Below are 8268 nucleotides of genomic sequence, written 5' to 3'. Positions count from 1 at the left end.
GTATCTGTGCCGCTGCTTCTCTCGCTGAGGCGGGACGCAGGGTCACCGTCTTCGATCGCACAGGCATTTGCGAGGTGACGAGCTCGGGCAATGCCGCCGCCTTCGCCTTCTCCGACGTGCTGCCGCTGGCGCACAAGGGCATGATGCGGCAGCTGCCGAAATGGCTGGCCGATCCGCTCGGCCCGCTCAGCATCCCGCCCGCCTACCTGCCGACGCTTCTGCCCTGGCTGATCCGCTTCTGGCGCGCCGGTGCGCCGGGGAAATACGAGGCGAGCCTTGCCGCTCAAGCAGGCATGATGAAGCTTGCCGAGGCGGAGTGGATGGGCTTGCTCGATCGCTCCGGCACGCGGTCGATGCTGCGCGAGGATGGCTCGCTCGAGCTTTACGAAAGCGAAGCCGAATTTCAGGCCGGGCTGCCCGGCTGGGCGGCGCGTAAGCGTTTCGGCATCGGTTTCCGCCACGTCGAGGGCGAGGAACTGGCCGCCTTGCAGCCGGGCCTGTCGCCGCGCTTCATCAAAGGCACGTTCGTGCCGGGATGGAAGACGGTCGCCGACCCGAAACTGCTGGGCAAAGCGGTGTGGACCTATGCGCAGGCCAAGGGCGCTCGCTTTGAGCTGGTCCGGATCAGCCAAGTCGCGGCGGATCAGGATGGAGCGACGCTGACGTTGGCAGACGGCACGACCAGAGAGGCCCGGCACCTCGTCGTCGCCGCCGGCGCCTGGTCGCATCTGCTGGCTAAGCAACTCGGCGATCGCATTCCGCTGGAGACCGAGCGCGGCTACAACACCACCTTGCCCACGAGTGCCTTCGACGTGAAGCGGATGCTGATCTTCTCCGGCCATGGTTTCGTCGTCACGCCGCTCGAAACGGGTCTGCGCGTCGGCGGCGCCGTCGAACTCGGCGGCATCGAACGGCCGCCCAATTATGCCAGGTCGAAGGCGCTGCTGCAGAAGGCACAGAAATTCCTGCCGGGGCTCGATCCCTCGGGCGGGCGCGAATGGATGGGGTTCCGCCCCTCGCTGCCGGATTCAGTGCCCGTCATCGGCGGCGCGCCGGGAAAGCGGTCGGTGGTCTATGCCTTCGGCCATGGCCATCTCGGCCTGACCCAGGCGGCGGCCACCGGACGGTTGATCAGGGATCTTGTCCTGGGGCAGACTCCGCCGATCGATCTGGCCCCCTTCAGTCCGCAACGATTTTGATTTTTTCGGGTTTTTGATTTTCGAGGAGCGTCATGGCCAAGAAATCCTTCTTCTGCATAGACGGCCACACCTGCGGCAATCCTGTGCGGCTGGTCGCCGGCGGCGGCCCGCTGTTGCAGGGCGCGACGATGATGGAGCGGCGTGCGCATTTTCTGGCCGAATATGACTGGATCCGCACCGGGTTGATGTTCGAGCCGCGCGGCCACGACGTGATGTCCGGTTCGATTCTCTATCCGCCGACGCGCGAGGATTGCGACATCGCCATCCTGTTCATCGAAACCTCCGGCTGCCTGCCGATGTGCGGCCATGGCACGATCGGTACGGTGACGATGGCCATCGAGCACGGACTGATCAAACCAAAGACGCCGGGCGTGCTCAGGCTCGACACGCCGGCCGGGCTGGTCGTCGCCGAATACAAGCAGGTCGGCGACTATGTCGAGGAGGTGCGCATCACCAATGTGCCATCCTTCCTCCATGCCGAGGGGCTGACGGTCGAATGCCCTGGGCTCGGTGAAATCACCGTCGACGTCGCCTATGGCGGCAACTTCTACGCCATCGTCGAACCGCAGGAGAACTATCGCGACATGGCCGATCATTCGGCGGGCGACTTCATCGCCTGGAGCCCGGTGGTGCGGCAGCGGCTCAACGAGAAATATTCCTTCGTGCATCCGGAAAATCCTGGCATCAACCGGCTGTCGCACATGCTGTGGACCGGTGCGCCGACGGTGGATGGGGCGGATGCCCGCAATGCCGTGTTCTACGGCGACAAGGCGATCGACCGCTCGCCCTGCGGCACCGGCACCTCGGCGCGCATGGCGCAGCTTCATGCCAAGGGCAAACTCAAGGCCGGAGACAGCTTCGTGCATGAATCGATCATCGGTTCGCTGTTCAAGGGCAAGGTCGAAAAGGATGTCAGCGTGGCCGGCAAGCCGGCCATCATTCCCTCGATCGGCGGCTGGGCGCGCATGACCGGACTGAACACCATCTTCATCGACGACCGCGACCCGTTCGCGCACGGGTTTGTTGTCAAGTGATGGGAATCCTGACCTTGCGGAAAGCAACGACCTGAAAAATGGATCGTGCCAAAAACGCAAGGATTCCTTTCATCACCTAATTTTGACGGCGATTTCTTCGAAACGGGGCGCATGATGCGGTCGAATCGTCAAAGACATTGCGTTATGCCAATGGTAGGGTCCGCGATAGTCCAGGGGTCGGATGATGGAAAACGGGCAATCGGGCGGCGTGCTTCGAAAACACGCATGACGATTGAAAAATGACGTTGCAATCCGGGCTCGAAACTTTACGACTAGGGGAAATACGAAAAGGAATGCGTCTGCATGGGCGACATTCCAGGGGAGCCATGTACACATGCAGTACTTTGTCCAGCAGCTTATCAACGGGCTGACGCTGGGATCGATCTATGGGCTGATCGCGATCGGCTACACGATGGTCTACGGCATCATCGGTATGATCAATTTCGCCCATGGCGACATCTTCATGGTGGGTGCCTTCACGGCACTGATCGTCTTCCTCGCCCTTGGCGCGCTGTTCTATTCCGTGCCGGTTGTGCTGGCGCTGCTGATCATGATGATCGTGGCGATGCTGCTCACCAGCCTCTACAACTGGACGATCGAAAAGGTGGCCTACCGGCCGCTGCGCGGTTCGTTCCGACTGGCCCCGCTGATCACTGCCATCGGCATGTCGATCGCGCTGTCGAACTTCGTCCAGGTGACGCAGGGTCCCCGCAACAAGCCGATCCCGCCGATGGTCAGCCAGGTTTACAACATCAACGGCATCAGCGTGTCGCTGAAGCAGATCATCATCGTCGTCGTCACGGCGCTGCTGCTGGCGCTGTTCTGGTATCTGGTCAACAAGACCTCGCTTGGACGAGCGCAACGGGCCTGTGAGCAGGACCGCAAGATGGCGGCGCTGCTCGGCATCGATGTCGACCGTACCATCTCGATCACCTTCATCATGGGTGCGGCCCTTGCCGCGGTCGCCGGCACTTTGTTCCTGATGTATTACGGCGTCATTGCCTTCTCGGATGGTTTCACGCCGGGCGTGAAAGCCTTCACGGCGGCGGTGCTGGGCGGCATCGGTTCGCTGCCGGGCGCGGTGGTCGGCGGGTTGATGATCGGCTTCATCGAGAGCATGTGGTCGGCCTATTTCTCGATCGACTACAAGGATGTCGCGGCGTTCTCGATCCTGGCCATCGTGCTGATCTTCCTGCCTTCCGGCATATTGGGCCGGCCAGAAGTCGAAAAGGTCTGAGACTATGGCCGTCACCGTATCTCCGGAGCGCGACACCGTCGCCACCCCCATGCAGCGCGCATTGCGTGAGGCGCTCTATGCCGCTGCCATATCGTTTGGCCTGTTCGTGCTGTTCATCGGCCTGAAGACCGGCCAGAACATTTCCAATGAACTGGTCCTGACGACACGCTGGGGCCTGCTTGCCGCCGTGGTTATCGCCACGGCTGTCGGGCGCTTCCTCTATGTCGCCTATGGACAGCCCTTCCTGGCCAACCAGAAGATCACCGACGTCGCCACCGGCCTGCTGCCGGCCAGCGTGGCGTCACGCTTCTTCCAGTTGCCGGCCTTCATCGTGGCCTTGGTCGCGGCGGTGGTGTTGTTTGCGGTCAACAGCTCTCTCGTCGGATGGGTGGGAGCGGAGCCGGCGGGCTATCTGCAGTTCCTGCGCGCCTTGTCGGTCATCTATGTGCTGGCCTGCGTGATCTATTATTTCCGCGGCTTCATTCATGCCAACTTCACCAAACTCGGCATTGCCGCGCTGATCCTCTATCCGATCCTGGTGGTGGCGATCCTGTCGCTGATGTCCTGGTCGTTCGTCGGCGGACTGCAAGGCTCGCTGAAATGGGTCGACAATTTCGGCATCCAGATCCTGATCTATGTGATGCTGGCCTGGGGCCTGAACATCGTCGTTGGCCTCGCCGGCCTGCTCGACCTCGGTTATGTCGCCTTCTACGCGGTCGGCGCCTATGCCTATGCGCTGCTCGGCACGCAGTACGGCCTGTCGTTCTGGATCCTTTTGCCGGCCGCCGGCGCCATGGCCGCCTTCTGGGGCGTGCTGCTCGGTTTCCCGGTGCTGCGCCTGCGCGGCGATTACCTGGCGATCGTCACCTTGGCTTTCGGTGAGATCATCCGCCTGGTGCTGATCAACTGGCGGGAAGTCACCAACGGTTCAGCCGGTATTTCCGGCATCCCGAAGGTCACCTTCTTCGGCCTGATGACCTTCAACGTGTCGGACCCCAATTACGTCGCCAAGGTGCTGCATCTGGCGACATCGAGCGCCTACTACAAGATCTTCCTCTATTACCTGATCCTGGCGCTGGCGCTGCTGACAGCCTTCGTCACCATCCGGCTGCGGCGCATGCCGGTCGGCCGTGCCTGGGAAGCGTTGCGCGAGGACGAGATCGCCTGCCGCTCGCTCGGCATCAACACCACCACCACGAAGCTTACGGCCTTTGCCACGGGTGCGATGTTCGGCGGCTTCGCCGGCGCATTCTTCGCCGCACGGCAGGGCTTCGTCAGCCCGGAATCCTTCGTCTTCCTGGAATCGGCCATCATCCTGGCCATCGTGGTTCTCGGTGGCATGGGCTCGCTGGTCGGCATAGCGGTCGCCGCAATGGTGATGATCGGCGGCACCGAGGCGTTGCGCGAACTCGACTTCCTCAAGCAGGTCTTCGGACCGGACTTCACACCGGAACTCTACCGCATGCTGCTGTTCGGCATGGCCATGGTCATCGTCATGCTGTGGAAGCCGCGCGGCTTCGTCGGCAGTCGTGAACCAACCGCCTTCCTGAAGGAGCGAAAGGCCGTCTCAAGCTCCTTCACCAAGGAAGGACACGGCTGATGAATGCGAACCCTGTTCAGAAAGCCGCTTCGGGCATGAACGACGCTATCCTTCAGGTCGATCATCTGTCGATGAAGTTCGGTGGCCTGGTGGCCATCGGGGATCTGTCTTTCGCCGCCAAGCGCGGCGAGATCACCGCGCTGATCGGCCCCAACGGCGCCGGCAAGACCACGGTGTTCAATTGCATCACCGGCTTCTACAAGCCCTCGGAAGGCATGATCACGCTCAACCGGAACGATGGTTCGACCTTCCTGCTCGAGCGGCTGCCCAACCATGAAATCCCGGCGCGCGCCAAGGTGGCGCGCACCTTCCAGAACATCCGCCTGTTCTCCGGCATGACCCTGCTGGAGAACCTGCTGGTCGCCCAGCACAACAAACTGATGAAGGCATCGGGCTACACGGTGCTTGGCCTGTTCGGCTTCAGCGGCTATCGCAAGGCCTCGGCCGAATCGGTGGAGCTCGCCAAGCATTGGCTGGAAAAGGCCGATCTTGTCGACCGTGCCGACGACCCGGCCGGCGACCTGCCCTATGGCGCGCAGCGCCGTCTCGAGATCGCTCGCGCCATGTGCACGGGACCCGAGCTTCTGTGCCTCGACGAGCCGGCGGCCGGCCTCAATCCGAAGGAATCGGCGGCGCTCAACGAGCTGCTGATCGACATCAAGAACACATCCGGCGCCTCGATCCTGTTGATCGAGCACGACATGTCGGTGGTCATGCAGATCTCCGACCATGTCGTGGTGCTGGAGTATGGCCGCAAGATCTCCGACGGCAGTCCGCAGTCGGTGCGCACCGATCCGCGCGTCATCGCCGCCTATCTCGGCGTCGACGACGAGGAAGTCGAAGCGGTCCTTACCGAAGTCGGCGACGAAGATGTCATCGAACAGCTCGATACGGGGCCGGATGCCGCGCACGGTCCGGGAACATCGTCGTCCTATCTCGCCGGGCCGGTGACCGACACGGTCGGCCATAGTTCGGGCGAGCGGGTTACGGTGGCCAAGGGAGCGTCAAAGGCCGGTCAGGTCGACGCCAGGTCGCTCGCCGCGGCAAACAAGGCAGCCTCGCAGGCAGCCGTGCCGCCGGCGAAGGCAAAGCCTGCTCCGAAAGCGACGTCGAAGGCGGCAACCGGCACGGCGGCGAAGTCGACCGCATCCGCCAAGCCTGCGGCGAAGACTGGAGAGATCTCCAACCGGCTGGCTGCGCCTCGCGGCGGCAAGGCCGACAATTTGACCCGCATAAAGGGCATCGGTACGGTCAACGAGAAGAAGCTCAACGACCACGGCATCTTCCACTTCGACCAGATCGGCGCCTGGAAAAAGGCCGACGTCGAGGCCGCCGAAGCCTATCTTGCTTTTGACGGACGTATCGCGCGCGAGGAATGGGTCAAACAGGCTAGGCTGCTCGGCCAGGGCAGGGACACGGAATTTTCGCGCCGCGTGGATGCGGGCAAGGTGGCGACGAGCCATGCTTCCGCAAAGACTGCAAAGGCAGCCTCCGGAAAGACCGCGAGCAAGACCGCTGCCAAGCCCGTGGCGGGCAAGCGTGGAGGGGGCAAGTGATGGCCGCGACAACGCTGCTCGATATCAAGGGCGTGCAGACCTATTACGGCAACATCCGGGCGCTGAACGGCGTCGATGTCACCGTCAAGCAGGGTGAGATCGTGGCGCTGATCGGTGCCAATGGCGCCGGCAAGTCGACGCTGATGATGACTATTTTCGGTGCGCCGCGGGCTCGCGCCGGGACTATCACCTTTGCCGGCACCGACATAACCCAGATGCCGACGCACGAGATCGCGCGCATGCGCATTGCCCAATCGCCCGAGGGCCGGCGGATCTTTCCGCGCATGACGGTGATGGAAAACCTGCAGATGGGCGCCAGCCTCGACAACCTCAAGCACTATGACGAGGACGTCGAGAAGGTGTTCACGCTGTTCCCGCGTTTGAAGGAGCGCATCACCCAGCGCGGTGGCACGCTGTCGGGCGGTGAGCAGCAGATGCTGTCGATCGGACGCGCGCTGATGGCACGGCCGAAGCTGCTTTTGCTCGACGAGCCGTCGCTGGGTCTCGCGCCGCTGATCGTCAAACAGATCTTCGACGCCATCCGCGAACTGAACCGCACCCAGGGGCTGACCGTGTTCCTGGTCGAGCAGAACGCCTTCGGCGCGCTCAAGCTCGCCACGCGCGGCTACGTCATGGTCAACGGCAATGTGACGATGAGCGGCACCGGCAAGGAACTGCTCGCCAATCCGGAAGTGCGCGCCGCCTATCTCGAGGGCGGACACCACTGAGTTCGAAGCGGAATGCGTGCACCGCTATTCCGCTCCAGATTGTTTGTTTGTCGCATGATCTTTGTCCGGAAAGTCCGCAACTTTCGGGATCATGCTAAGGAGACTTCACCATGCAGGGCATTCTTTACGAGGAACCCTCGATCTGGCAGTTCTTCTTCGTCACCTGTCTGCTCGGCGGCTGGGCGGCGTGGATGACGGGCAAGGCCAGTGCCCAGACGTGGCGCAGCTTCATCCAGCTGTTCGCCTATGTGCTGGGCCTCGGCATCGCGATCCGCTTCATCCATCACGCGCTGTTCGGCGGCACCATGTTCTCGCTGCATTATTATGTCGTCGACACCATCGTGCTGATGATCCTCGGCTTCGTCGGCTATCAATACACGCGCACCAACCAGATGGTGACACAGTATAATTGGCTCTACGAAAGAGCTTCACTCTTGAGCTGGAAACCGAAAGGTTGACGTTCATCATTAACGCCGCCTCGAAATTGAATCGGCGTGACAAGTGCCTGAAAATCGGCAAACTATGCTTTCTGCGATAAGGGTGGGCATCGCATGAAAGCTTCATCCACGCCCACTCCGTTAATGGGAGCGTTTAAATGAAAAAGTCACTTTTGTCCGCCGTCGCCCTGACCGCGCTTGTCGCGTTCGGCGGCAGCGCGTGGGCTGACGTAATGATGGGCGTCGCGGGCCCGATCACCGGTCCGAACGCCGCCTTCGGCGCGCAGCTGCAGAAGGGGGCGGAAGCTGCTGTCGCCGACATCAATGCCAAGGGCGGCATCAACGGCGAGCAGATCAAGCTCGAAGTCGGCGACGACGTCTCCGATCCGAAGCAGGGTATCTCGGTCGCCAACAAGTTCGTCGGCGACGGCGTCAAGTTCGTGGTCGGCCACTTCAACTCCGGCGTCTCTATCCCGG

8 protein-coding genes are annotated in these 8268 nt (G+C 62.2%); all 8 read left to right on the top strand.

Translation table 11 applies throughout. The features are described from left to right. Positions 1–2 precede the first annotated feature (2 nt). On the top strand, positions 3–1199 hold the full coding sequence (locus tag ENZ74_RS13600; RefSeq protein ID WP_164761025.1) for an FAD-binding oxidoreductase: 1197 nt from the start codon (positions 3–5) through the stop codon (positions 1197–1199). 32 nt (positions 1200–1231) lie between these two features. Continuing rightward, complete coding sequence (locus ENZ74_RS13595; protein WP_013529091.1) at positions 1232–2233, top strand: 4-hydroxyproline epimerase; 1002 nt, start codon at positions 1232–1234, stop codon at positions 2231–2233. A 334-nt stretch (positions 2234–2567) separates the two neighbouring features. Further along, positions 2568–3470, top strand: a complete 903-nt coding sequence (locus ENZ74_RS13590; RefSeq protein WP_013529092.1) for a branched-chain amino acid ABC transporter permease — start codon at positions 2568–2570, stop codon at positions 3468–3470. A gap of 4 nt (positions 3471–3474) precedes the next feature. Next, on the top strand, positions 3475–5070 hold the full coding sequence (gene livM / locus ENZ74_RS13585) for a high-affinity branched-chain amino acid ABC transporter permease LivM (RefSeq protein WP_013529093.1): 1596 nt from the start codon (positions 3475–3477) through the stop codon (positions 5068–5070). After that, positions 5070–6626 (top strand): ATP-binding cassette domain-containing protein, encoded by a 1557-nt coding sequence (locus ENZ74_RS13580; RefSeq protein ID WP_013529094.1) that lies wholly within the window; start codon positions 5070–5072, stop codon positions 6624–6626. The genes livM and ENZ74_RS13580 overlap by 1 nt, the downstream gene beginning before the upstream one ends. Continuing rightward, a complete protein-coding gene (locus tag ENZ74_RS13575) occupies positions 6626–7354 on the top strand; it encodes an ABC transporter ATP-binding protein (protein WP_013529095.1) in 729 nt (242 codons plus the stop codon). The genes ENZ74_RS13580 and ENZ74_RS13575 overlap by 1 nt, the downstream gene beginning before the upstream one ends. 110 nt (positions 7355–7464) lie before the next feature. Beyond that, positions 7465–7812: a DUF6867 family protein gene (locus ENZ74_RS13570; protein ID WP_013529096.1), complete on the top strand. Its 348-nt coding sequence runs from the start codon at positions 7465–7467 to the stop codon at positions 7810–7812. Positions 7813–7949: 137 nt separating this feature from the next. Continuing rightward, positions 7950–8268: ABC transporter substrate-binding protein (locus ENZ74_RS13565; protein ID WP_164761024.1), on the top strand; the 319-nt coding region annotated here is incomplete at its 3' end.

It is taken from the genome of Mesorhizobium sp. M7A.F.Ca.CA.002.15.2.1, from assembly GCF_003998715.1.
In the GTDB taxonomy this organism is placed as follows: domain Bacteria; phylum Pseudomonadota; class Alphaproteobacteria; order Rhizobiales; family Rhizobiaceae; genus Mesorhizobium; species Mesorhizobium ciceri.
The sequence above is the reverse complement of the archived record's forward strand: the minus strand, read 5'-3'. Positions and strand labels throughout refer to the sequence as shown.